The following is a 22,978-nucleotide window of genomic DNA, read 5'->3' as shown; positions in this document are numbered from 1 at the left end:
ACGCGGCGCGCGGGGCGCACACCGACACGGTTGTACTCGGCGCACTGATTCGTGAAGCAGTCATAGGCTTTAAATCGGGAGAATTTACGGAAATATGCAAACGCGAACACAGCAATATGTTTGGGTATTGCATATTCGGCGCACCCAAACTGTGGACCGTAATGTCCCTGCAAGCGCATTCCAATAAGAAAATTCTCAATCTAGGTCGATCCGATTATGTTACGGATGAAACATATACGCCTGGTGCTGTTAGAATGCCCGAGCCGCAACGTAGTGGATTGCAAATGAAATTGCTTGATGCGCTAGTCGAACAACGCATTGCCGCCGCAGCCGCGCGCGGTGAATTCGACGAATTGCCAGGTGCCGGCGCGCCGCTCCATTTCGGGGACGACCCATTGGTCCCTGAAGAAGTGCGAATCGCGAACCGGATTCTGAAAAATGCCGGCTTCGTGCCGCCAGCCATCGAGCAATTGCGGGCGCTGCACAGCCTGCAGGACGAGATGGCCGCGGTCAGCGACCGCGCGACGCGCTGCCAGCTGCAGGTGAAAATGCTGGCGCTCGATATGGCGCTCGAATCGTTGCGCGGAGGCCCGATGCTGGTGCCGCGCGAATACTGCCGCCGTATTGCGGAGCGTCTGTCGGAGCGTGTCGCCGGCGACGCGGCCGACGATACGACGTCGTAGTGGTCGCGGCGATCAACAAGCCCGTCACCGCGCCCGCGTGTGGCGTGGCGGATAATGCCGCTGTGGCCAAGTCTGATAAATCAACGAACGAGCTGGCAGCCGCAACGGGAACCGTCGCGGAAGGCGTCGCTGCGTCACTCACCCCATTGCTCGCCGATATCGATACTGATAGCGCCGCCGGGCGCGACCGCTATTTCATGCGGCTCGCGCAAGCCGCGGCAGAAGAGGCGCGCGCGGCCGGTGAAGTGCCCGTCGGCGCGGTGCTGGTGCGCGGCGGCGAGGTGATCGCGACGGGGTTCAATCATCCGATCGGCGGACACGATCCGTCCGCGCATGCGGAGATGGCCGCGCTGCGAGCCGCTGCCGACAAACTGCAGAACTACCGCTTGCCCGGCTGTGAGCTGTTCGTGACCCTCGAGCCGTGCCTGATGTGCGCGGGTGCGATCATGCATGCGCGCATTGCGCGCGTCGTGTTCGGCGCGCGCGATCCGAAGACCGGCGCCTGCGGCAGCGTGGTCGACGCCTTTGCGAATACCCAGCTGAATCATCACACGATCGTGCTCGGCGGCGTGCTTGAAGAGGAGTGCGGCGCGGCACTGAAGTCGTTTTTCGCGGACCGCCGCCGCGCGGCGCGTGAAGCGCGCGCGGGACTTGCCGAGCCAGGCGCCGCCGAGCGAATGGTCGACGGCCGTGACGATCCCGGCACTCGCTGGCCGCTTTGAACGCCGTGCAGTCGCCATGGAGCCGGCCACGTAGTCGGCCATGCAGCCGGCCGCGCCGCCGCATCCCATCACAACCCGCCTGCACCTGAATCGCAGCCGCTTATGATCGCGCACCGCAAGAACCGCAAGATCGAACTGATCGCGCCCTCGGGCTATCCGCATGATCCGACCGCACTGCACCTTGCGCTGCAGCGCTTGCGCGCACAAGGACATCACGTTGAAAACATTCCGGCGACGCAGCGGCGCTATCAGCGCTTCGCGGGCACGGATGCCGAGCGGGCCGCGGAGCTGAACCGTCTCGCGGACCCGTCGCGCGAACTGCCCGACATCGTGCTGGCGGTGCGTGGCGGTTACGGCGCGGTGCGTCTGCTGCACGGCCTCGATTACGACGGTTTGCAGCGCCGCTTGCAGAACCAGCCGATCGCGTTTGTCGGACATAGCGATTTCACCGCGGTTCAGCTCGCGTTGCTCGCGCGCTGCGGCGTGACAACGTTCTCAGGCCCGATGCTGGTCGGCGATTTCGGTGCACCGGCCGTCAGTGAATTCACGATGCGCCACTTCTGGAGCGCGTTGACGACGCCCACTTTCACGGTCGCGAGCAACGTGCCGCAGGCGCAATCGGCGGACGTGACGGGCACGCTGTGGGGCGGCAACCTCGCGGTACTGACCTCGCTGGTCGGCACGCCGTATCTGCCGCCGGTGGAGGGCGGCATCCTGTTTATCGAGGACGTCAACGAGCAGCCATTCCGTCTCGAGCGGGCGATTTATCAACTGCAACTGGCCGGCATCCTCGAGCGGCAGCAGGCGCTTGTACTCGGCGACTTTTCCGGCGGCAAGCAGTTCGACTACGACAATGGCTACGACCTGCACGCGATGATCGAGCAGGTGCGCGCGGTGATCGGCATTCCGGTGATCACGGGGCTGCCGTTTGGCCATATTCCGGACATGGCGACCTTGCCGGTCGGGGCGGACGCACACCTCGCGTCCGACGCGCACGGCTTCCGGCTGACGGTGTCCGGACATCCGGTACTCGAATAAGCTGACGAAATCCGCTGAAATCCCACTGAATCCACTTCGTGGCGGAGCCCCTGGGCTCCGGTTTTTACGCGGGCAGCAGGCTGTACACCGTCACCCCGGCACACAATTCTTCCCATAGAACGCCTTGTGCAGCGCTTTTCCACACGGCATGCCGAAGCGTTCGTCGCAGACGCGCTGGCGCACATTTTGTTGACAAAATGTGCGCGTCGCGCGCCTCGCTGCGCTGATTGAAGTAAGCCCGCCCCTAACGTGCGCCGCTCTGTCAGCCAGACCAGGCAAGCCCGCCGCGCCTGCTTCTGACTAGGCCTGCTTAAGAATTGTCGAAAATAAACGTCAAAAATTGTTGACAATTATGATTGGCCTTCTAAGATCTATCTCAATAAAGCGCAGCCCGATCATGTCCGACACGTCCACCGTCCCGTCGAATGGTTCGAAACCCGAAGCGATCGCTGAGCGTATCCGCGCGGCGATTCTCGAGCATCGTCTGGCGCCCGGATCGAAGTTGACCGAAGCGCAGCTATGCGACGTGTTCGGCGTGAAGCGCGGACCGATCCGCCAGGCGCTGACGCTGCTCGCGAACGACCGGCTCGTGGACCTCGAACCGAATCGCGGTGCGTTTGTCGCGAGCCCGACGCTGCAGGAAGTGCATGAAGTGTTCGAGATGCGCCGCATCATCGAACTGGCTGTGGTCGAAAAGATTTGCGCGGGCGGGCACGGCGTGAAACGTCTGAAGTCGATCGGCGCAATGATCGGCCGCGAACGCAAGGCCTTCGAGACGCGCGACTTTCCCGCGTGGATCCGGCTCTCCGGCGAATTCCACACCGAGCTCGCGTCGCTGACCGGCAACACGGTGTTGTGCGGCTGTTTGAGCGGACTGGTTGCGCGCTCAACCTTGATCTCCGCGCTGTATGAATCGCTCGGACGCAGCCCGTGTTCATTCGAAGACCACGAAGCGATTCTCGGCGCGCTGGACGCGGGCGACGCGAAGAGCGCGGCCGCCTTGATGTCGCGCCATTTGCAAAGCGTCGAACTGAAGATGCTCGATCGGCCGGCAACCGGCCCGGCCGATCTGCATGAAGTATTCGGCACGCGCGCGAGCCAGCGCGCGTCAGGATGAAGCACGCGGCGCCTGCGCGCTCACGCGCGGTGCGCGCTGCACTGAATTCGAACTGAATGATCGCGACATGGGTGCCGCCGCAAGGCGACGCCCATCTACGCGGCGACGTTCCGGTAGAGGTCCGCGGCCTCTGCCGAAGCCATCAGAACAAGTACGTAAGTACGGAGACAACCGCGGCAAAGCGCATGCACAACGCATCGGCCGTGATGGTAGAAACGGCGGCCGTGTGACTGGCATGCACGATGCAGTGGCCAAGCGGCTTTGAAACCGCGTTTCAACGCGGCTTTCGACCGATGGTCCCAATCCTTGGAGGAGTTCATGGCTCAGTTCAGCGCAGCGCCGGGCAACCCGGGCATCCCCGCATTCGACGACAGCAGCGCCGACGCGGCGGCAGCGGACATCTCGCTGCCCGCCGGTTACAGCGAACGTTTGTATAACGAAGATCTCGCGCCCTTGCACAAGCAAACCTGGGGTGCGTACAACATCTTCGCGTTCTGGATGTCCGACGTGCACAGCGTCGGCGGCTACGTCTTCGCAGGCAGCCTGTTTGCGCTCGGCCTGACGAGCTGGCAGGTGTTGATCGCGCTGCTGGTCGGCATCACGCTCGTCAACCTGCTGTGCAACCTGATTGCGAAGCCCAGCCAGCAAAACGGTGTGCCTTATCCGGTTGCGTGCCGCGCGACGTTCGGCGTGCTCGGCGCGAATGTGCCGGCGGTGATTCGCGGCCTGATCGCCGTCGCGTGGTACGGCATCCAGACGTATCTCGCGTCGAGCGCGCTCGTGATCGTCGTGCTGAAATTCTTCCCGCAACTGGTGCCGTATGCGGATGTGCATCATCACGGCTTGATGGGCCTGTCGACCGTCGGCTGGGCCGGCTTCATGCTGCTGTGGGTGCTGCAGGCGCTGGTGTTCTGGAACGGCATGGAGACGATCAAGAAGTTCATCGACTTCGCGGGTCCGGCGGTCTACGTCGTGATGTTCATTCTGGCCGGCTACATGGTGTGGCGCGCGGGCTGGAGAAACATCGGCATCAATCTCGGCGGCGTCAAGTATCACGGCATGGAGGTGTTGCCGGTGATGGTCACCGCGATCTCGCTCGTCGTATCGTACTTCTCGGGGCCGATGCTGAACTTCGGCGACTTCTCGCGCTACGGCAAGAGCTTTCGCAGCGTGAAGCGCGGCAACTTCTGGGGCTTGCCGGTCAACTTTCTCGCCTTCTCGCTGGTGACCGTGATTACGACCGCCGCGACGCTGCCGGTGTTCGGCGAGCTGATTACCGATCCGGTCGAGACGGTGGGCCGCATCGACTATCCGACCGCGGTGATTCTCGGCGCGCTGACGTTCACGATCGCGACGATCGGCATCAATATCGTGGCGAACTTCGTGTCGCCCGCGTTCGATTTCTCCAATGTCGCGCCGCGTTTGATCAGCTGGCGCGCGGGCGGCATGCTGGCGGCGGTCGCTTCGATATTCATCACGCCGTGGAACCTGTTCAATAATCCGGCGGTGATCCATTACACGCTCGACGTGCTCGGCAGCTTTATCGGACCGCTGTATGGTGTGCTGATCGTCGACTACTACTTCGTGAAGCGCCAGAAGATCGTGCTCGACGACCTGTACACGGTATCGGCGCAGGGTACGTACTGGTATCGCAACGGCGTCAACTATCGCGCGGTCGCGGCGCTGTTGCCGGCCGCGCTGATCGCGGTGCTGTGCGTGATGGTGCCGGCACTCGACGGCCTCGCGAATTTCTCGTGGTTCGTCGGCGCGGCATTGGCTGCGGTGTTCTATTTCGCGATCGCGCGCAAGTAAAGTCGCCGCATCGTCATGCAGTCACGCGCGAACTCGCGTATTTGCGTATTCGCGCGGCAACAGGAGTCGATATGCGTATCAAACTGATCAACCCGAACACGACGCAGCGCATGACCGATGCGATGGGTCGTTGCGCACGCAACATTGTCGCGCCGGGCACCGAGGTGATCGCCGTGAGCCCGACAATGGGGCCGCCGTCGATCGAAGGCTACTACGACGAAGCGATGGCGACGCCGGGTCTGCTTGCCGAAGTCGAGGCCGGCGAGCGTGCAGGCTGCGATGGCTACGTGATCGCCTGCTTCGGCGACCCTGGCCTCTATGCCGCGCGCGAGCTGGCGCGCGGCCCGGTAATCGGCATCGCCGAGGCGGCAATGCATGCGGCGAGCGTGCTCGCGCCGGGCTTCTCGGTTGTGACGACGCTGTCGCGTACCTGCGGGATGGCGTGGCATCTTGCCGAGCGTTATGGCATGACGCGCTTCTGCCGTAACGTGCGCGCCACCGACGTCGCGGTGCTCGATCTCGACCAGCCGGGCTCCGCCGCGCGCCGGCTGATTATCGACGAATGCCGGCGCGCGCTCGACGAAGACGGCTCGGACGCGATCGTGCTCGGCTGCGCGGGAATGGTCGAACTGTGCGCGGAAATCGAGGATGCGGTGGGCGCGCCCGTTGTCGAAGGCGTGACCGCGGCGGTCAAATGGGTCGAGGCGCTGGTCGCGCTGCGGCTGTCGACGGCCAAGCGCGGCGACTACGCACGGCCACTGGCGAAGCGCTATGACGGCGCGTTTGAGCGCTTCAGTCCGGGCGAAGCGCAAGCGCAGCGCGGTTCGACAAGGGTAAACGCGAACCTTGCGTCCGATCCGGCGCAAAGCCCGTCGGCGGTCACGGCGTCGAGTTCCGCCGGGCACGACGCCGCATCGCATATACACCCGGTGTGACCCGCACTATCGGCCCGGGTGTATGCGCGCGCCCGGGCGTTTTCGCTACACTGGCTCGATCCTGACGCGCGCGTATGAGCGCCTTCGCGTGAACGCGAAATGGTCGCCGCATCGCGTGCCCGATTCAACCTGCTTGCCATCCAATCATGCCATTCGATCCGAACTACCCACGCGACCTGATCGGTTACGGCCGTTATCCGGTGCATGCGAACTGGCCCGGCGGCGCGCGTGTCGCCGTGCAATTCGTGCTCAATTACGAAGAAGGCGGCGAGAACTGCGTGCTGCACGGCGATGCCGGTTCGGAGCAGTTCCTGTCGGAAATCGTCGGCGCCGCGTCGTTTCCGGCACGCCATATGAGCATGGAATCGATCTATGAATACGGCTCGCGGGCGGGCGTGTGGCGCATCCTGCGCGAATTCGAAAAGCGCGGCTTGCCGCTCACGGTGTTCGGTGTCGGCATGGCGATCGAGCGCCATCCGGAAGTCGCGCGCGCGTTCGTCGAGCTGGGGCATGAAATCGCCTGCCATGGGTATCGCTGGATTCACTATCAGGACTTCACGCCGGAGCGCGAAGCCGAGCATATGCGCCTCGGCATGGAGGCGATCGAGCGTGTGACCGGCGTGCGGCCGCTTGGCTGGTACACCGGCCGAGACAGTCCGAATACGCATCGGCTGGTGGCGGAATATGGCGGCTTTCTGTACGACTCCGACTACTACGGCGACGACCTTCCGTTCTGGATGGACGTCGACGTGACGGGCGGCGCAACGGTGCCGCAACTGATCGTCCCTTATACGCTCGACACCAACGACATGCGGTTTGCGACACCGCAAGGGTTCAACACCGCGGAGCATTTCTTCACCTACCTGCGCGACACGTTCGACGTGTTGTACGAAGAGGGCGACGAAGCGCCGAAGATGATGTCGATCGGCATGCATTGCCGGCTGCTCGGGCGCCCCGGGCGCTTTCGCGCGCTGCAGCGTTTTCTCGATCACATCGAGCAGCATGATCGCGTGTGGGTCGCGCGCCGGCTCGATATCGCGCGGCATTGGCGCGAACATCATCCGTACCAGCAACCGGAACGCGGGGCAACCGCATGAAAGCGATGCAATATACCCTTGACCAATTGAACCGCATTTCGAAAGATGCATTCGTCGCGGCGTTATCGGGCATCTTCGAACATTCGCCGTGGGTGGCCGATACGGCCGCCGGCATGCGTCCATTCGCGAGCATCGACGAACTGCATCGCAAGATGTCGCGGGTGGTCGAAACAGCAGGCGAGGCGAGGCAGCTCGCGTTGATCAACGCGCACCCGGAGCTCGCCGGCAAGGCCGCGGTACGCGGCGAGCTGACTGCGGAATCGACCCGCGAACAAAGCGGCGCCGGGCTCGATCAATGCACGCAGGAAGAGTTCGATCACTTGCAGCAGTTGAACGCCGCGTATCGTGACAAGTTCGGATTCCCATTCATTCTCGCCGTGCGCGGCTACGACCGGCACGGCATTATCGAAAACTTCGAGGCGCGCGTGAAGCACAACCGCGCGGACGAGTTGCGCGCGAGCCTCGATCAGATCTACCGGATCGCGCGTTTCCGGCTCGACGACCTGCTCGGCGGCTAAAGGCGCACACACGAAGAATGCGTACGTCCGGTACGCTTCATCAGACTTCAAGGAAGACAACGATGGCACTCCCGATTCTCGATCCCAACGCACCCGATTTCACGCGCCGCTATGTCAATCTCGCCGACCCGCGGCTTGGCGCGCAGGCGCTCGAAGCAAGCGACGAATTTTTCGCGCCGAAAGACCGGATGCTGAACCCGGAGCCCGCGGTCTTCATTCCCGGCAAATACGACGAACACGGCAAGTGGATGGACGGCTGGGAAACGCGCCGCAAGCGCACGACCGGCTATGACTGGTGCGTCGTCAAACTCGCGCGGCCGGGGGCGATCAAGGGGCTCGACCTCGACACGAGCCATTTCACCGGCAACTTTCCGCCCGCGGCATCGGTGGAAGCGGCGCGCGTGACTGACGGCAAGCCGAACCCGTCGACGCAATGGACGCAGATCGTCCCGTCGACGACGCTGCAAGGCAACAGCCATCACTACCTCGACGTGACCGACACGAACGCGTACACGCACGTGCGCGTGAACATCTACCCGGACGGCGGCATTGCGCGCTTGCGCGTGTACGGTCAGCCGCAGGTCGACTGGGCGGGCGCGAGCCGCACCGAACTGTTCGATCTGGCCGCGATGGAAAACGGCGCGTATCTGGTTGCCGCGAACAACCAGCACTTCGGCGCGGCCTCGACGATCCTGATGCCGGGCCGCGGCGTGAATATGGGCGACGGCTGGGAAACACGCCGCCGTCGCGAGCCCGGCAACGACTGGGCGATCGTCGCGTTGGCGCAGCCGGGCGTGATCAAGAAGATCGAAGTCGATACCGCGCACTTCAAGGGCAATTTTCCGGATCGCTGTTCGATTCAGGCCGCGTATGTGACCGGCGGCACCGACAGTTCGCTGGTCACGCAGGCGATGTTCTGGCCGGTGCTGCTCGGCGAGCAGAAGCTGCAGATGGATAAGCAGCATGGCTACGAAAGCGAGATCGAGGCGCTCGGCCCGATCACGCATGTGCGCTTCAACATCATTCCGGATGGCGGCGTATCGCGTCTGCGCCTGTGGGGCACGCTGGCATGAACGCGTTCTACACGATGAAAACGCTGCCGATCGAGCCGCTCACGCGCGCCGCGTTCGCGCCGTTCGGCGACGTGATCGAACTCGAAGGCGCGAAGCAGATGCCGATCAATCTCGGCACGACGATTCGCTACCACGATCTCGCGAAGGTGGATGTGAACGACGCCGGCGGCCGCACGCTCGTCAATCTGTTTCGCGGACAACCGCGCACGCTGCCGTTCGAGGTGAAGATGCTCGAGCGGCATCCGCTGGGCAGCCAGGCGTTTATTCCATTCGACGACCGGCCGTATCTGGTGGTCGTCGCGCCGGCCGGCGATCTCGACCCGGACGCGATTCGCGCATTTGTCACGAGCGGCTGGCAGGGAGTGAACTACGCGAAGGGCGTATGGCACCATCCGCTGATCGCGCTGGGCGAAGTGAGCGACTTTATCGTCGTCGATCGCGGCGGCGACGGCGTGAACCTTGACGAACAGGATCTGGCCGAATCGCTGTGGCTGACCGATGATGCGCTAAGCGTCATCACGTACTGATCTCGTTCGGGGCGGCCTGCACAGGCATGGGCCGCCCTTTCTTTTGCCTGTCGCGTTTCAATTCCCACCATCGTTTCTACATGGTCTGCTGAGGCCGAGGTCGAGATCGGCCGACTTCGCGCAGTATGCGCGATTGTTGCCGAGGCTTTTGTCGCACACCGGACATCCCATGAAAAAGCGGTCTCACGCTGACGCGCGAGACCGCTTTTTGTCACGTCGCTTCGCGCCTATGCGGGTCGCTCGCGAGACGCGCTTGCTTCCAGCCGATGAGCAGGCAAAAGCCCGCGCACCCGCAGCCGCCGCGACCTGCGCGGCCACAACTTATTGCAACGCGCCGCCCTGGAACCATGCGGCAATCTTCTGCCGCTCGTCGTCGGTCATATGCGTGACGTTGCCAAGCGGCATCGCCTTCAGCGTGACCGCCTGCTGATAGATGCGCTGCGCGTTCTGCGAGATTTCGGCCGGCGTATCGAACATCACGCCGGCGGGCGCGCTGCCCATCAGCGTCGGATGCGCGGAGTGGCACGCGGCGCAGCGCTGCTGCAGCACCGGCGCGATATCGGCCACGCGCAGCTTCGGCGCGTTCGCGGCCTCGGCTTGCGGCACGACCGGCTTCGGCATGGTCCAGACGAGCGCGCCCACCATCAATGCGACGCCGCCAAGCGGCAGATACCACAGCACCTGGCCGCGATGGCGCATCACGAAGAATTGCCGGATCAGCGCGCCCGCGAGCATGATCACGACCAGCACCGCCCAGTTGTACGGATGCGTGTACGTCATCGCATAGTGATTCGACAGCATCGCGAACACGACGGGCAGCGTGAAATACGTGTTGTGCACCGAACGCTGTTTGCCGCGCTTGCCGTAGATCGGGTTCGGCGTGTCGCCCTTGAGCATCGCATCGACCATCTTGCGCTGACCCGGAATGATCACGAAGAACACGTTCGCGGACATGATGGTCGCGAGCGTCGCGCCCATGATCAGATACGCGGCGCGCCCCGCGAAGATATGGCACGCGAGCCACGCGCCGATCAGCACGACGAGGCCGACGCACACCCCGAGTACGCGGTCGTTCTTGCCGAGCAGCCGGCACAACGAGTCATAGATGATCCAGCCGCCTGCAAGAAAACCGACCGCCGAAAAGATCGCGACCACCGGGCCCATGTCGAGCACATTCTTATCGATCAGATAGGTGTTCGGCGACCACAGATACAGCACCGTGAAAAGGCCGAAGCCGGAGAGCCACGTCGTGTAGGACGGCCACTTCGACCAGTGCAGGTCGTCGGGCATTTCGGGCGGCGCGACCGTGTATTTCTGCATGTTGTAGAAGCCGCCGCCGTGCACGTGCCACAACTCGCCGAACACGCCGCGGCGGCGCTGGTTCGGATCCTGCGGCGGTTTGAGGCTGTTGTCGAGCGCGACGAAATAGAACGACTCGCCGATCCACGCGATGGCGGCGACGACGTGAAACCAGCGGATCGCGAGATTCAGCCAGTCGGTGATAAAGCCTTCCATGAAACTCCTCCACTTCCAATGCGTCGCATGCGCGGTGTCTTCGGGCGCGTTGCGCGCGTCAATCGAAGCATCGCGCCGATTGCGGGGTGATGCACGTCACGCGATCGTGTGCCGGTGTGATGCGTGGCATGCCTGATGTTGTTGTTAGCCGGAGCCCCGCGCGGCAGGAGCGGGGCTGTTCCGTCACGAAGCGTCGTCGTGCGATGCTCGCCCGATTGCTGCTTCGCCGCAGTCCGATCAGCGCTCCGTTGCCGCCTGGTTGCCGTTCAGCTGCCGCGGTACGTGCTATACGACCATGGCGAAACGAGCAGCGGCACGTGATAATGCGCAGCCGCATCGGCGACGCCGAAGCGCAGCACGACCCGGTCGACGAAAGGCGGCGTCGGCAATGGCGTGCCGGCCGCCGCGAAATAATCGCCAGCATGAAACACGAGCTCGTATTCGCCGGCGGCAAACGCGCCGCCTTCGAGCAGCGGCTCGTCGCAGCGGCCGTCGCGATTCGTGGTGGTGGTTTTCAGCGCGCGGCGCGTGTCGCCTGCGAGCGCGAAGAGTTCGATCTTGATGCCCGCGCCGGGACGGCCGTTCGCGGTGTCGAGCACGTGGGTAGTGAGCTTGCCCATTCGCGATTTTCCTTGTGTCAATGCGAGGTTTCAGCGGCGCCCGATCCTCTGCTGTGCGGCGGATCGAGGCTCCACGTCAGTGGCTACATACCCGTCGGCGGATCAAGCGAACGCCGTGACGTGCATTGTAGAAACATTGGCCAGGCTCGCGCGGCCCGATAGGCAAGATAATGGCTGACACATAGGCGAAGGCTTGCGCCGGCTGCCGTACCTGTTGCCTCGCACGTCCACGCCGCGTCCAGCCGGCCGCGATGAGCCCGTTCCTGGCCGCTATATCGGCCACTATATCGGCGCAATGAACCGCGGTATCGCTGCGGCACGCATTGCCAAGCCGATTTTGACCGCCGAAGGTGACGTCGATCAAGGAGAAACGTATGACGGCGACGCAGCGCAACATGCCCCGCAAGACGATGCTGGTCAAACACGCGGACGTGCTGGTGACGATGGACGATACCCGGCGCGAACTGCGCGATGCCGGCCTGTATATCGAAGACGGCCGGATTATCGCGGTCGGCGCAACGGCCGAACTGCCGCAGACCGCCGACGACGTGCTCGACCTGCGCGGCCATCTGGTGCTGCCGGGGCTCGTCAACACGCATCATCACATGTATCAGAGCCTGACGCGCGCGCTGCCGGCCGCGCAGAATGCCGAGCTGTTCGGCTGGCTCACCGCGCTCTACGGCGTGTGGGCGAATCTCACGCCGGAGATGATCGAGGTATCGACGCTGACCGCGATGGCGGAGCTGCTGCTGTCCGGCTGCACGACGTCGAGCGATCATCTGTATATGTTTCCGAACGGCAGCCGGCTCGACGACAGTATCGAAGCCGCGCAGCGCATCGGCATGCGTTTTCATGCGTGCCGCGGCAGCATGAGCGTCGGCCAGCGCGATGGCGGCTTGCCGCCGGATGCGGTGGTCGAACGCGAAGCGGACATTCTGAAGGACACGCAGCGCGTGGTCGAGACCTGGCACGATGCCGGGCGCTACGCGATGCTGCGCATTGCCGTCGCGCCGTGCTCGCCGTTTTCCGTGAGCCGCGACCTGATGCAGGAATCCGCGGCGCTCGCGCGGTCTTACGGCGTGTCGTTGCATACGCATCTGGCCGAGAACCTCAACGACGTCGCGTATAGCCGCGAGAAATTCGGCATGACGCCGGCGCAGTACGCGGAGGAACTCGGCTGGCTCGGTCGCGACGTGTGGCACGCGCACTGCGTGCAGCTGGACGACGCGGGCATCGACCTCTTCGCGCGCACCGGCACGGGTGTCGCGCACTGTCCGTGCTCGAACATGCGGCTCGGCTCGGGCATCGCGCCGGTCAGGCGCATGCGGCTCGCGGGCGTGCCGGTCGGGCTCGGGGTCGACGGTTCGGCGTCGAACGACGGCGCGCAGATGGTCGCCGAAGTCCGGCAGGCGCTGTTGCTGCAGCGGGTCGGCTTCGGCCCGGATGCGATGACCGCGCGTGAAGCGCTCGAGATTGCGACGCGCGGCGGCGCGGCGGTGCTGGGCCGCGACGATATCGGCGCGCTCGCGCCGGGTATGGCGGCGGACTTCGTATCGTTCGATCTGCGTCAGCCGATCTTTGCGGGCGCGCTGTCGGATCCGGTTGCGGCGCTGGTATTTTGCGCGCCGTCCCAGGTGGCCAATAGCGTGATCAATGGCCGGCACGTGGTGAAGGACGGCGTACTCGGTACGGTCGATCCCGGTCCGTTGATCGAGCGTCACAACCGGCTGGCGCGGCAACTCGTCGACGCAGCCTGAGCGCGCGATGCAGTGCGTCCGCAACGGGCAAGCGCCTATTTGGCGATCAACGTGCGCGTCGCTTCGCCGACGAGGCTGCGCAGCCAGCGCACTTCATCGGAGTAATGCACACGCTCGTGCCACAGCTGGTAGTACTGCATCGGCGGAAAGTCGAGTGGCGCGGGCATCACCGTCAACGGCAGAAACTTCGCGTAGTAGTCGGCAAACAGGCGCGTCGTGGTGAAGATCAAATCGGATTTGATCAGCACATACGGCGCGAGATTGAAGTAGGGCAGCGTGACGACCACGTGGCGCTTCAACCGCTCGCGCGCGAGATGCACGTCGATGGCGCCGCGCTGGCCGACCGAATAGGGCGTCGGCGCGAGGTGCGGCGCATTCAGATACTGCTCGAGCGTGATCGAGCCGCGCCTCGCGAACGGATGCGTATTGCCCATCAGGCAAACGATCTGATCGACGAACAGATTCGACAGATGCAACTGCTCGGGCGGCTCGGGCCAGTTGCCGACGACGATGTCGAGCTTGCCGTCTTCGAGCGCGAGTTCGTAGTCGAACGCGGGGCCGAGCGAATGAAACTCGAGCGTCGCGTTCGGCGCCGCTTGCCGGAAGCGCTCGACGACCGTCGGCACGAACAGCACGTTCAGATAGTCCGGGCAGCCGATGCGGTAGCAACGGATCGACGTCGCGGGATCGAAGTTGTGCTGCTGGAAGCGGATGCGCTCGATTTCGCGCAGCGCGTTTTGCGTGGGCTCGAGCAGACGCAGCCCGTATTCGGTCGGCACCATGCCGGATTTGCCGCGCACCAGCAGCGGGTCGCCGGTGATGTCGCGCAGGCGGCGCAGCGCGGCGCTGATGGCCGGCTGCGACTGGTTGAGCTTGACGGCCGCGCGCGTGACGCTGCGTTCCATCAGCAGCGTGTGCAACACGCGCAGCAGATAGGTGTCGATCGCCTCGCGTTGCTGACTCATGACTTCTCCGGATTATATGACGGGGCTGATCGATAGGATGTGGGGGTATATCGTTTTTAATATAGACGTTTCGGGTCGTCAAGGGAGGCTTACCCGCAGCGGCGTTGGCGTTGAGCGTATGACTATCGCAAGGCGGGTTGCGCGGCGGCTTGCACGGCACAGTGCAAAAACGCCGCAATAGCGCGGAAAAGGAGGCGCCGCGCGTGGCAGGGCCGGCCAGTGCGGGCGAGAGAGATGAGGACGCGCAATGCGTACCGCGACAGGCGCGGCGCGAGAATCAGCGGAGCGAAATCGAGCTGCGCCCGCATGGGCGCATACATGTCGTCGATCGGTGCGGCGTAAGGTGTGCCGCGTCAGTCTTCGAGGCGCAGTCCGACCTTGACTGTCACCTGCCAGTGCGCGATCTGGCCGTTATCGATATGGCCACGCGTCTCGACCACCTGGAACCAGCACAGATTACGCAAGGTTTTCGACGCCTTCTCGATTGCGCTGCGAATCGCGGCGTCGCTCGATTGCGGCGAGGAACCGGTGATTTCGATCGTCTTGTAGACATGCTCGCTCATGATGCACCTCCAGTGGGGTCGAAAAAAGTATAGGTAACGCGCTTGCCGCGAATCCCCCGGATTTGCACGCACTTGACGTGCCCGGCAATACGCGCCGCATCGTGCGTAAGGTGCGTGAAACGTGGGCGTTTTCGCCGCGCGTGCCGATGCGCGGCGCTATGATGGGCGGCCGGGTATGGCCTGTCGGGCATAAACGGTGGGACACCAGCGGCAAGACACAAATGGCAAGGCACACGGCGGCAACGCGCAAGCAGCGAGGCGACCGCAGCCAGACGATGCGATCGGGGCGATCGAGGCGAGGCGACTCCGGCGGTAACGCACATCGATCGCTGCGCCGCCGCGAAGCCGTGATCCAAACCAAAGCGATCAACCCAACCAAACCAATCAAACCAGCAAACCGACAACGAGGAATCGAAACAATGGAAGTGGGTTTTTGCGGCCCAGGACTGATGGGCGCACCGATGATCCGGCACCTGCTGCGCGCGGGCCACATGGTCCACGTGTGGAATCGCACACCGGACAAGGCGCAGGCGCTGGCGAAAGACGGCGCGCGCGTCGTGCCGACTCCCGGCGCGCTCGCCAGCAGCGTCGAGCTGATTTTCCTGTGCGTATCGGATGCGGCGGCAGTCGAGCAGGTCGTGTTCGACCCCGAGCACGGTATCGCGGCAGCCGCGCAACGCACGCACAGCGCGACGCGCGTGCGGCGCATCGTCGATCATTCGAGCATTGCGCCCGCCGCGACGCGCGGCTTTGCGCAGCGCGCGGCGCAGTTGGGTATCGGTTGGGTCGACGCGCCGGTCTCCGGCGGCGTGGCGGGCGCCACGGCCGGCACGCTCGCGGTGATGGCGGGCGGCGCGGCGGCGGACGTCGAAGCGGCGACACCGGTCATCGGCGCGTACGCCGCGCGTATCACGCATATGGGCGGCGCCGGCGCCGGCCAGACCGCGAAGCTCTGCAATCAGTCGATCGTCACCGCGACGGTGGCCGCGATCGCCGAAGCGGTCAGTCTCGCGCAGAACAGCGGCATCGATGCGGCCAGACTCACCGAAGCGCTCGCGGGCGGCTGGGCGGACTCGGTGCTGCTGCAAACCTTCGTGCCGCGCATGACGCGACGCGGCGATACGCCGATCGGCGCGATGCGCACGTTCCAGAAAGATGTCGACACGATTGCCGCGACCGCCTACGAAACCGGCACGCCAATGCCGGTCGCGGGCACGGTTCAGCAGATTCTGCGGCTGGCCGCCGCGATGGGCCTCGCAGATGCAGACTTCTCCGCGTTCGTCGACGTCTTGCAACCGGGCCGGCGCAACTGAAGTGCCGCCGGCCGCTCGCGCAATGCGGATCGGCGCACGCGCCGCCCGGCCGGGCGACACCATATGCTGCTAAAATATTGGGTTTTTCGGCGATCCACGTCGGATCACTATCTCAAAGGTACGCGCCGTGCTGTCTACTGCCAATATCACGATGCAATTCGGGCCGAAGCCCCTCTTCGAAAACATTTCGGTCAAGTTCGGGGAAGGGAACCGCTACGGGCTGATCGGGGCGAACGGCTGCGGCAAGTCGACGTTCATGAAAATTCTCGGCGGCGACCTCGAGTCGAGCTCCGGCAATGTGATGCTCGAGCCGAACGTTCGCCTCGGCAAGCTGCGCCAGGATCAGTTCGCGTATGAAGACGTACGCGTGCTCGACGTCGTGATGATGGGCCACACCGAGATGTGGGCCGCGATGACCGAGCGCGACGCGATCTACGCGAACCCGGAAGCCACCGACGACGACTACATGCACGCGGCCGAACTCGAAGCGAAGTTCGCCGAGTACGACGGCTATACGGCCGAAGCGCGCGCGGGCGAACTGCTGCTCGGCATCGGCATCGCGATCGACCTGCACAACGGCCCGATGAGCAATGTCGCACCGGGCTGGAAGTTGCGCGTGCTGCTCGCGCAGGCGCTGTTCTCGAAGCCGGACGTGCTGCTGCTCGACGAGCCGACCAACAACCTCGACATCAACTCTATCCGTTGGCTGGAAGACGTGCTGAACCAGTACAACTCGACGATGATCATCATCTCGCACGATCGTCACTTCCTGAACCAGGTCTGCACGCATATGGCGGACATGGACTACGGTACGCTGAAAGTCTGGCCGGGCAACTACGACGACTACATGCTCGCGTCGACGCAGGCGCGCGAGCGTGCGCAGGCCGCGAACCAGAAGGCGAAGGAACGCGTGGCCGATCTGCAGGACTTCGTACGGCGCTTCTCGGCCAACAAGTCGAAAGCGCGTCAGGCCACCAGCCGTTTGAAGATGATCGACAAGATCAAGATCGAGGAATTCAAGCCGTCGTCGCGGCAGAACCCGTTTATCCGTTTCGAGTACGAAAAGAAGCTGCATAACATCGCGGTGGTCGCCGAGAGCATCACGAAGAAGTACGACCGCGCGATCTTCAATAATTTCAGCATCAGCGTGCAGCCGGGCGAGCGTATCGCGATCATCGGCGAGAACGGCGCAGGCAAGACGACGCTGCTGCGCTCGCTGCTCGGCAATCTGGCGCTCGACCATGGCACGGTGAAATGGTCGGAAAACGCGAACATCGGTTATATGCCGCAAGATACGTACGAGGAATTTCCGGACGATGTCACGCTGATGGAGTGGATCGACACGTACCGCAAGGAAGGCGACGACGAGCAGATGGTGCGCGGCACGCTCGGCCGGTTGCTGTTCAACGCGGACGATATCCGCAAGTCGGTGAAGGTGCTGTCGGGCGGCGAGAAGGGCCGCATGATCTGGGGCAAGCTGATGCTCGGCCGTCACAACGTGCTGCTGATGGACGAGCCGACCAACCATATGGACATGGAGTCGATCGAGTCGTTGCAGATCGCGCTGGAGAAGTATGAAGGCACGCTGGTTTTCGTGTCGCACGACCGCGAGTTCGTGAGCGGCCTTGCCAACCGGATTATCGAAGTGAAGACCGACGGCACACTGAATGACTTCGGTGGCAATTACGAGGATTTTCTGTCGAGCCAGGGCGTAGCGTAAGTTGTACGCATTGTTGGCCCCGCGTAACTGACGTTCGCGACGGTATTCGCCGAATCTCAAGCCCGCTTCTTGCAAGCGGGCTTTTTTTCGCCGGTTCGTTGCCGACGCACGCGGGCGGACGCAAATCCTGCGGCAGTAGAATGAACGAACGCACTCAAAGGACCGCACCGACATGAAGACCTACGACCAGCTCTACATCGACGGCAAATGGCTGAAGCCTTGCGGTACGGGCACGATCGACGTGGTCGACTCGGGCTCCGAACAGCTGATGGGCCGCATTCCCGAGGGCATCGAAGCGGATGCCGAGGCGGCCATCGTCGCGGCACGCGCCTCCTTCGACGGTTGGGCCGCGACTTCTCCGCGTGAGCGCAGCGCCTATCTGCAAAAAATTGCCGACAACCTCAAAGCGCGCACCGATGAACTCGCGGGCCTGATCTGCGGTGAAGTGGGCATGCCGATCAAACTGGCGCGCGCGATTCAGGTCGGCAGCGCGGTGCAGAACTGGAATGCCTACGCGAAACTGGCCGACGAATTCCAGTTCGAAGACAAGCTCGGCAATTCGCTGGTCGTGCGTGAGCCCGTCGGCGTCGTTGCGGCGATCACGCCGTGGAACTATCCGCTCAACCAGATCACGCTGAAAGTGGCCGCCGCGCTTGCGGCAGGCTGCACTGTCGTGCTGAAACCATCGGAAATCGCGCCGCTCAATGCGTTCGTATTGGCCGAGGCGATTCACGAAGCGGGGCTGCCCGCCGGCGTGTTCAATCTCGTGAGCGGCTATGGACCGGTGATCGGCGAAGTGCTCGCGTCGCATCCATCGGTCGATATGGTGTCGTTCACCGGATCGACGCGCGCGGGCAAGCGTGTGTCCGAACTCGCCGCGGCGAGCGTCAAGCGCGTCGCGCTCGAACTGGGCGGCAAGTCCGCCGCGGTGATTCTCGATGACGCGGACTTCGCGGCCGCCATCAAGGCGACCGTCAGCGCGTGCTTTCTCAACTCCGGCCAGACCTGTTCCGCGCATACGCGCATGCTCGTGCCCGAAAGCCGCTACGAAGAGGCCCGCGCGCTCGCGAAAAGCACAGCCGAAAATTATGTGCCCGGCGATCCGCGCAACGAGCGCACGCGCCTCGGCCCGCTCGCCTCGGCCGCGCAACAGCAACGCGTGCAGCAGTACATCGCGCGCGGCATCGAAGAGGGCGCGGAACTCGTGACGGGCGGACCCGGCATGCCCGATGGCATCGGGCAAGGCTTCTTTGCCAGGCCGACCGTGTTTGGGCGCGTCCACCCCAAAGCGACGATTGCGCAGGAAGAGATCTTCGGCCCGGTGCTATCGATCCTCACCTACAAGGACGAAGACGAAGCCGTCCGGATCGCGAACGATTCGGTGTACGGCCTCGCTGGCGCGGTATGGGCGGGCAGCGATGAACGCGCGCTGCGTGTCGCGCGCCGCATGCGCACCGGGCAGGTCAATATCAATGGCGGCGCATGGAATGCGGCCGCGCCGTTCGGCGGCTACAAGCAATCGGGCCACGGTCGTGAGAACGGCACGTTTGGTCTCGAGGAATATCTGGAATACAAGGCGATGCAACTCGCCGGCAGATAGCCCGGCGTGAGCCGGCGGCGCGCGTCACGCGTGCTTGGGCTCACGTATCTGTACGGTTATACGGTTCACAGAAGAGCGCGTGCGGATCACTCCGCACGCGCTTTTTTTGTGCCGTTCGTTGCGCGACGCGACGTTCGGCCGCAGGTTCACGCACGTAGTTGCCATCGTTGACAAAGGTCAATAGCGGACATACCCCTACGCCCGACAATGATTTCGAGCATCAACAGTTCGAATCGACAACGGGGCAACACAATGAAGAACAAAATCGGAATGACGCTCGCCGTATCGTGCGTCATGCTCGCGGGCGCGCTCGCGGCCATACCGGCGCGTGCAGCGGACACGGACGCAGGCGGCAACACAGTGGAAGGCGGTATTCACGCGGGCGACGTACTGGTCCGTTTGCGCGGCATCAGTATCATGCCGCAGGTGGGCACGAGCAGTACGCTGTCGACCTTGAACGTCGATGTGAACAACGCGATCGTGCCCGAGCTCGACTTCACCTACATGATTCGCGACAGCATCGGCGTCGAACTGATTCTGGCGACCTCGCGCCATCAGGTGACATCGAACCTCGGCGCGCTCGGCGGGGTGAACGTACTGCCGCCGACATTGCTGCTTCAATACCACTTCAACCATCAAGGCAAGATTCGCCCGTATGTCGGCGCGGGCCTCAACTACACGTACTTCTACAACGATGGACTGCAAGCGGGCGGCGAGGGCATCGCGGTGAGCCACAGCAGTTTCGGCCCCGCGTTGCAGGCGGGTGTCGACGTGCAGGTCACGAAAAGGGTGTTTCTCAACGCGGACATCAAGAAGATCTGGATGAGAACCGATGCGACCTTGGGCGGCCAGTCGATCGGCACATTGCGCATCGACCCGCTCGTGGTGGGCGTGGGTGTCGGGATGAAATTCTGACGCGGCGTGCCGGCTGGGTCAGCCGTCCGCGCGCGGCGCGCGGCTCAAAGCTTGTCGTACTTGAAGCGCATCGCGACGCCTTCGCGTTCGATCCGTTCCCACACCGCATGTTTTTCGTCGTCGGTCATAAAGACCCAGTTCGCCACCTCGCCGGCGGTGCGCCCGCAGCCTTTGCACACTTCGTCGAAGAGCGTGGAACAGACGCCGATACACGGGCTGTCGGGAAGGTCGTGAAGATTCGAAGCCATCGGAAAGCCTTGCGCGCGAAGGTGCGCATGCGCGGAAAACAGGTGGAATGTGGGCGAGCGGTCCGTTATGTTAAACGAAAAGCTGGCGCACGCGTTGTGCGCGGCTTCGCGCGGCCTTGTTGGATCAAGGCACGCGGGCAAGAACACTCGAACCAGGTTATGCGAGCAAGGTCACCCGAACAGGTCGGGCGAACAGGTCGGGCGATCCAGGCCGCGCAAACCGGGCCATGTGAATCAGGCCATGCGAACTGGGCCATGCGAATAAATCCATGCAAACCCAAATCGCCCACGCACATGCGCGAACAAAACCGCGCAAGCAAAGGCGCGATCAAACCGCTCAGCGCGCAATGCTATAGCCGATGCGCGCAATCCAGTGCTGACGCACGTTGTAGTCGAGCAGATCCTCGCCATAGCCGTTGAAATAGCCCAGCCACACGTAGCCGCCCACTGAGCTGGTGCCGAGCAGCTTCGCGAGCGGGTAGGTGAGCTGCGCGTCGACGCTGCCGTACCAGTGCTTCGTGCCTTTGCGCAGCGTGGTCGCGAGCTGCAGGCCGTCGGGGCTGCCGTACTTGATGAGCAGATCCGCATAGCCGCGATAGTCGGCGATATCGGGGTTATTGCTCTTGCCCGCATACACGTAGATTTTCGGCGACACGACCCAATGCGCCGCGTCGAGGTCCCCGAATTCCCATGTCGGGCGCACGAACAGCAGGTTGAGGCTGCGCGAATCGGCGCCGCCTTTGCCGTTCGATTCATGTCCGATGCCGGCTGCGATGCCCATGCGGGCGAACCATGGCGCGCGCCAGCCGGTGTCGGGAACGTAGTAGAAGAGCTGCGGCTGGTAGCTCGTATCGCGAAACGGTCGCGACTCGGCGGCCAGATCCCAGATCGACGTTTGCGTGTACCCGAAGTAGAGGTTGTCGAGGAAACTTTTCGAGCGCAGATCATCCGGCATCCACAGCCGGTATTTGAAGCTAACCTGCAGGCGCGCATTGGTGTCGCCGTTGTGGCCGACTGCGAAGTACATCGGCTCGAAGTACGAGATGCGCGATGGCGAGCCGTTCGCGGCGGTGGATAGCGAATCGCCGGGCGGTGTCCAGACGGGCGTGGTGTCCGAAGCAGGTAGGGCTGCCGTTGCGGCGCGAGACTCGGTTGCGGGGACCGTGTGAGCCGCTTCGGGAGACGCCGATGTACTACTGAGTTGCGCAGGCGTGCCTTTAGAAGACGCCGGATTGGCGGCCTGCGCGGTGATTGCGTCAGAGGATGTCGAAGTAGCCGCCCGTGCCGTCGCTGCTTCAGAGGATGCCGAAGTTGCGGCGGCATGTGTGGGCGCGGCCGCCGCGGCAACCGGCTGCGCGATCTGTGCGGGAGCCGCCGCCGCATCCGGTTGCGCTGCCTGCGCGATGGGTGCCGCGCGCGGGCTTCGATCGATCGCGACGATCGCCGGCGACGCATCGAAGCCGACCGGATCAATGCGCACTTCGCCGCGCGCCCATGCGGGCCACGGCGCCGAATACTCGACCTTGCGGTATTGCCCGGCATCCAGCCGTAATGCAGCGGGCACGTCCGGTTCGCGAGTCAGGTCGACTGGTTGTGGCGCGTGATCGCTGTCGCTCACGGTGACACGGAGCGTCGCGGGCAGCGTGAGCGCAAGCGGCTGCCCGCCATCGGCAGAGTAGAGCAGCGTGATCCGCAAGGGTTCGCTGAATAGCACTTCACGCGGCGGCTGCAACATCGCGACGGCTGCGTGTGCGACGCTCGTGAAGAGGACACCGGACACGACGAGCCAACCCGCAATCGAAATTCGCGTGAAACGGCGGGCCGAACCGATCAGTCTGGCCAACGAAACAAAGCGACGTGGCGTAGCGGCGTCAAAGCGCATAGTCGAGACGTCCCCGCTTGGGCACCGTGGCGTTGCGGCGAGCGCCGCGATGCAGTTGTGATGGTAAGGGGCGACTTACGAAAAGAAAGGACACGCGACAGCCGGTGCAGTTCCCGACGTTCGATGCAACTGCGATGCTTTGTGATCGCAGCGTTCTGCGAAGCATGTTGCAGACGTGATTAGTGCACGGGCGCTGCGGTGCAGCAGCGCATCAAGGCATCAAGGCATCAAGGCAGAGAACGACCAGTGCTACCGTACGACAGCACGACAGCACGACAGCACGACAGCACGACAGCACGACCAGCACGACCAGCACGACCAGCACGACCAGCACGACCGTCCGCGCCAAAAGCATCAG

At 63.7% G+C, this 22,978-nt stretch carries 22 protein-coding genes; 15 read left to right on the top strand and 7 right to left on the bottom strand.

Annotated elements, in window-relative coordinates; genetic code table 11:
• Positions 1-284: 284 nt before the first annotated feature.
• The 10 genes from HV675_RS15445 to HV675_RS15400 all read left to right on the top strand — a co-directional run bounded on the left by HV675_RS15445 (position 285) and on the right by HV675_RS15400 (position 9,522).
• Entirely contained in the window at positions 285-683 is a 399-nt protein-coding gene (locus HV675_RS15445; RefSeq protein WP_175111817.1) for a DnaJ family domain-containing protein, read from the top strand.
• Between the two features lie 146 nt (positions 684-829).
• Positions 830-1,405 carry a tRNA adenosine(34) deaminase TadA gene (gene tadA / locus HV675_RS15440; protein ID WP_246270303.1) on the top strand — a complete coding sequence of 192 codons (576 nt, stop codon included), beginning with the start codon at positions 830-832 and terminating at the stop codon, positions 1,403-1,405.
• A gap of 102 nt (positions 1,406-1,507) precedes the next feature.
• Positions 1,508-2,443, top strand: coding sequence for a muramoyltetrapeptide carboxypeptidase (gene ldcA, locus HV675_RS15435; protein ID WP_175111790.1), 936 nt, complete (start codon positions 1,508-1,510; stop codon positions 2,441-2,443).
• Between the two features lie 397 nt (positions 2,444-2,840).
• On the top strand, positions 2,841-3,560 hold the full coding sequence (locus tag HV675_RS15430; protein WP_175111789.1) for a GntR family transcriptional regulator: 720 nt from the start codon (positions 2,841-2,843) through the stop codon (positions 3,558-3,560).
• A gap of 318 nt (positions 3,561-3,878) precedes the next feature.
• Positions 3,879-5,372 (top strand): NCS1 family nucleobase:cation symporter-1, encoded by a 1,494-nt coding sequence (locus HV675_RS15425; protein ID WP_175111788.1) that lies wholly within the window; start codon positions 3,879-3,881, stop codon positions 5,370-5,372.
• Between the two features lie 71 nt (positions 5,373-5,443).
• The gene (locus HV675_RS15420; protein ID WP_175111787.1) at positions 5,444-6,307 is read left to right on the top strand and encodes an aspartate/glutamate racemase family protein; all 864 of its coding nucleotides are present in this window, start codon (positions 5,444-5,446) and stop codon (positions 6,305-6,307) included.
• 146 nt (positions 6,308-6,453) lie between these two features.
• On the top strand, positions 6,454-7,404 hold the full coding sequence (gene puuE, locus HV675_RS15415) for an allantoinase PuuE (protein WP_175111786.1): 951 nt from the start codon (positions 6,454-6,456) through the stop codon (positions 7,402-7,404).
• On the top strand, positions 7,401-7,922 hold the full coding sequence (gene uraD, locus HV675_RS15410; RefSeq protein ID WP_175111785.1) for a 2-oxo-4-hydroxy-4-carboxy-5-ureidoimidazoline decarboxylase: 522 nt from the start codon (positions 7,401-7,403) through the stop codon (positions 7,920-7,922). The genes puuE and uraD overlap by 4 nt, the downstream gene beginning before the upstream one ends.
• A 62-nt stretch (positions 7,923-7,984) precedes the next feature.
• Positions 7,985-8,995, top strand: a complete 1,011-nt coding sequence (gene alc / locus HV675_RS15405; RefSeq protein ID WP_175111784.1) for an allantoicase — start codon at positions 7,985-7,987, stop codon at positions 8,993-8,995.
• Positions 8,996-9,009: 14 nt separating this feature from the next.
• On the top strand, positions 9,010-9,522 hold the full coding sequence (locus tag HV675_RS15400; protein ID WP_175111816.1) for an ureidoglycolate lyase: 513 nt from the start codon (positions 9,010-9,012) through the stop codon (positions 9,520-9,522).
• Between the two features lie 321 nt (positions 9,523-9,843).
• Here HV675_RS15400 and HV675_RS15395 read toward each other — a convergent pair whose 3' ends face one another.
• Entirely contained in the window at positions 9,844-11,037 is a 1,194-nt protein-coding gene (locus tag HV675_RS15395; RefSeq protein WP_175111783.1) for a urate hydroxylase PuuD, read from the bottom strand.
• A gap of 266 nt (positions 11,038-11,303) precedes the next feature.
• Entirely contained in the window at positions 11,304-11,657 is a 354-nt protein-coding gene (uraH, locus tag HV675_RS15390; protein ID WP_175111782.1) for a hydroxyisourate hydrolase, read from the bottom strand.
• Between the two features lie 374 nt (positions 11,658-12,031).
• Here uraH and HV675_RS15385 point away from each other — a divergent pair, with 374 nt between their 5' ends.
• Entirely contained in the window at positions 12,032-13,414 is a 1,383-nt protein-coding gene (locus tag HV675_RS15385) for an 8-oxoguanine deaminase (protein WP_175111781.1), read from the top strand.
• A gap of 35 nt (positions 13,415-13,449) precedes the next feature.
• Here the strand turns inward: HV675_RS15385 and HV675_RS15380 are convergent, their stop codons facing one another.
• Positions 13,450-14,379, bottom strand: coding sequence for a LysR substrate-binding domain-containing protein (locus HV675_RS15380; protein ID WP_175111780.1), 930 nt, complete (start codon positions 14,377-14,379; stop codon positions 13,450-13,452).
• 353 nt (positions 14,380-14,732) lie between these two features.
• Positions 14,733-14,942, bottom strand: a complete 210-nt coding sequence (locus HV675_RS15375) for a dodecin (protein ID WP_175111779.1) — start codon at positions 14,940-14,942, stop codon at positions 14,733-14,735.
• 419 nt (positions 14,943-15,361) lie between these two features.
• On the opposite strand from HV675_RS15375, the gene HV675_RS15370 reads away from it, so the two are divergent.
• The 4 genes from HV675_RS15370 (at position 15,362) to HV675_RS15355 (ending at position 20,490) form a co-directional block, all read left to right on the top strand.
• A complete protein-coding gene (locus tag HV675_RS15370; protein WP_175111778.1) occupies positions 15,362-16,255 on the top strand; it encodes an NAD(P)-dependent oxidoreductase in 894 nt (297 codons plus the stop codon).
• Between the two features lie 127 nt (positions 16,256-16,382).
• Complete coding sequence (locus tag HV675_RS15365; protein ID WP_175111777.1) at positions 16,383-17,975, top strand: ABC-F family ATPase; 1,593 nt, start codon at positions 16,383-16,385, stop codon at positions 17,973-17,975.
• Between the two features lie 172 nt (positions 17,976-18,147).
• Positions 18,148-19,575, top strand: a complete 1,428-nt coding sequence (locus tag HV675_RS15360) for an aldehyde dehydrogenase family protein (RefSeq protein ID WP_175111776.1) — start codon at positions 18,148-18,150, stop codon at positions 19,573-19,575.
• A 252-nt stretch (positions 19,576-19,827) separates the two neighbouring features.
• Positions 19,828-20,490 carry an OmpW/AlkL family protein gene (locus HV675_RS15355; RefSeq protein ID WP_175111775.1) on the top strand — a complete coding sequence of 221 codons (663 nt, stop codon included), beginning with the start codon at positions 19,828-19,830 and terminating at the stop codon, positions 20,488-20,490.
• A 44-nt stretch (positions 20,491-20,534) separates the two neighbouring features.
• On the opposite strand, the gene HV675_RS15350 is transcribed toward HV675_RS15355, so the two are convergent.
• From HV675_RS15350 to HV675_RS15340, 3 genes are all read right to left on the bottom strand, one after another.
• Positions 20,535-20,738 (bottom strand): DUF1289 domain-containing protein, encoded by a 204-nt coding sequence (locus HV675_RS15350; RefSeq protein WP_175111774.1) that lies wholly within the window; start codon positions 20,736-20,738, stop codon positions 20,535-20,537.
• Between the two features lie 337 nt (positions 20,739-21,075).
• Positions 21,076-22,473: a phospholipase A gene (locus tag HV675_RS32480; protein WP_425496137.1), complete on the bottom strand. Its 1,398-nt coding sequence runs from the start codon at positions 22,471-22,473 to the stop codon at positions 21,076-21,078.
• A 358-nt stretch (positions 22,474-22,831) separates the two neighbouring features.
• The gene (locus HV675_RS15340; RefSeq protein WP_175111773.1) at positions 22,832-22,975 is read right to left on the bottom strand and encodes a hypothetical protein; all 144 of its coding nucleotides are present in this window, start codon (positions 22,973-22,975) and stop codon (positions 22,832-22,834) included.
• Positions 22,976-22,978 lie beyond the last annotated feature (3 nt).

The organism is Paraburkholderia solisilvae (genome assembly GCF_902859875.1).
GTDB classification, from domain to species: Bacteria; Pseudomonadota; Gammaproteobacteria; order Burkholderiales; family Burkholderiaceae; genus Paraburkholderia; species Paraburkholderia solisilvae.
Note: the sequence above shows the minus strand (reverse complement) of the source record. Positions and strands in the feature narration are given on the sequence as shown.

What these genes read in the sequence shown, in the direction of transcription:
- puuE (WP_175111786.1), top strand. Translation starts at nt 6,454, where the DNA reads ATGCCATTCGATCCGAACTACCCACGCGACCTGATCGGTTACGGCCGT.
- uraH (WP_175111782.1), bottom strand. Translation starts at nt 11,657, where the DNA reads ATGGGCAAGCTCACTACCCACGTGCTCGACACCGCGAACGGCCGTCCC.
- HV675_RS15395 (WP_175111783.1), bottom strand. Translation starts at nt 11,037, where the DNA reads ATGGAAGGCTTTATCACCGACTGGCTGAATCTCGCGATCCGCTGGTTT.
- HV675_RS15420 (WP_175111787.1), top strand. Translation starts at nt 5,444, where the DNA reads ATGCGTATCAAACTGATCAACCCGAACACGACGCAGCGCATGACCGAT.
- HV675_RS15340 (WP_175111773.1), bottom strand. Translation starts at nt 22,975, where the DNA reads ATGCTTTTGGCGCGGACGGTCGTGCTGGTCGTGCTGGTCGTGCTGGTC.
- HV675_RS15375 (WP_175111779.1), bottom strand. Translation starts at nt 14,942, where the DNA reads ATGAGCGAGCATGTCTACAAGACGATCGAAATCACCGGTTCCTCGCCG.
- HV675_RS15445 (WP_175111817.1), top strand. Translation starts at nt 285, where the DNA reads ATGAAATTGCTTGATGCGCTAGTCGAACAACGCATTGCCGCCGCAGCC.
- HV675_RS15380 (WP_175111780.1), bottom strand. Translation starts at nt 14,379, where the DNA reads ATGAGTCAGCAACGCGAGGCGATCGACACCTATCTGCTGCGCGTGTTG.
- HV675_RS15360 (WP_175111776.1), top strand. Translation starts at nt 18,148, where the DNA reads ATGAAGACCTACGACCAGCTCTACATCGACGGCAAATGGCTGAAGCCT.
- HV675_RS15350 (WP_175111774.1), bottom strand. Translation starts at nt 20,738, where the DNA reads ATGGCTTCGAATCTTCACGACCTTCCCGACAGCCCGTGTATCGGCGTC.
- HV675_RS15355 (WP_175111775.1), top strand. Translation starts at nt 19,828, where the DNA reads ATGAAGAACAAAATCGGAATGACGCTCGCCGTATCGTGCGTCATGCTC.
- HV675_RS15385 (WP_175111781.1), top strand. Translation starts at nt 12,032, where the DNA reads ATGACGGCGACGCAGCGCAACATGCCCCGCAAGACGATGCTGGTCAAA.
- HV675_RS32480 (WP_425496137.1), bottom strand. Translation starts at nt 22,473, where the DNA reads ATGTTGCAGCCGCCGCGTGAAGTGCTATTCAGCGAACCCTTGCGGATC.
- uraD (WP_175111785.1), top strand. Translation starts at nt 7,401, where the DNA reads ATGAAAGCGATGCAATATACCCTTGACCAATTGAACCGCATTTCGAAA.
- HV675_RS15370 (WP_175111778.1), top strand. Translation starts at nt 15,362, where the DNA reads ATGGAAGTGGGTTTTTGCGGCCCAGGACTGATGGGCGCACCGATGATC.
- alc (WP_175111784.1), top strand. Translation starts at nt 7,985, where the DNA reads ATGGCACTCCCGATTCTCGATCCCAACGCACCCGATTTCACGCGCCGC.
- HV675_RS15425 (WP_175111788.1), top strand. Translation starts at nt 3,879, where the DNA reads ATGGCTCAGTTCAGCGCAGCGCCGGGCAACCCGGGCATCCCCGCATTC.
- HV675_RS15400 (WP_175111816.1), top strand. Translation starts at nt 9,010, where the DNA reads ATGAAAACGCTGCCGATCGAGCCGCTCACGCGCGCCGCGTTCGCGCCG.
- HV675_RS15430 (WP_175111789.1), top strand. Translation starts at nt 2,841, where the DNA reads ATGTCCGACACGTCCACCGTCCCGTCGAATGGTTCGAAACCCGAAGCG.
- ldcA (WP_175111790.1), top strand. Translation starts at nt 1,508, where the DNA reads ATGATCGCGCACCGCAAGAACCGCAAGATCGAACTGATCGCGCCCTCG.